This window comes from Halomonas sp. ND22Bw, assembly GCF_003011945.1.
Classification (GTDB): Bacteria; Pseudomonadota; Gammaproteobacteria; order Pseudomonadales; family Halomonadaceae; genus Halomonas; species Halomonas halophila.
In genome coordinates, this window is sequence record NZ_PXWD01000137.1 from 1 (window position 1) to 473 (window position 473).

At 64.7% G+C, this 473-nt stretch carries 1 protein-coding gene; it reads right to left on the minus strand.

Annotated features, from left to right (window positions below; translation table 11 throughout):
- Positions 1-473, minus strand: a 473-nt coding sequence (locus CVH10_RS17360) for an AEC family transporter (protein ID WP_369335850.1), incomplete at both ends; no start/stop codon positions are given.

The following is a 473-nucleotide window of genomic DNA, read 5'->3' on the forward strand; positions in this document are numbered from 1 at the left end:
TGGGCCAGACTGTCGCCGCCCAAAGCCCAGGCGATGAACCACATCAGCGGCGGCATGATTCCCAGCTTGACCAGGGTGACGGAGGCGATGGTCTTTCGACGGCGTTTCACCTCGGCGAAGGACAGGCCGGCCCCGGCGACGATCAGGCCCAGCGGCAGGGCGGCGGCGCCCAGCAGGTCCATGACTTCGGACAGGCCGGGGATCAGCGGCACACGCAGGAAGTTCAGCGCCAGACCGATCAGACAGGCCAGCAGGATCGGATTGGCGAGCATCGACTTCAGCAAACCGAGAACCGACGGCTCGCGCCGCAGCGACCCCCATTTCGCCAGCACGGCGACGCAGGCGATATTGGTGACGGGAATGATGAAGGCGATAGCCACGGCGGCCAAGGCCGTGCCTTCCGAGCCATATATCGACTGGATTACCGGCACGAAGACGAAGCTGTTCCAGCGGATCACGCCCTGAAAGACGCT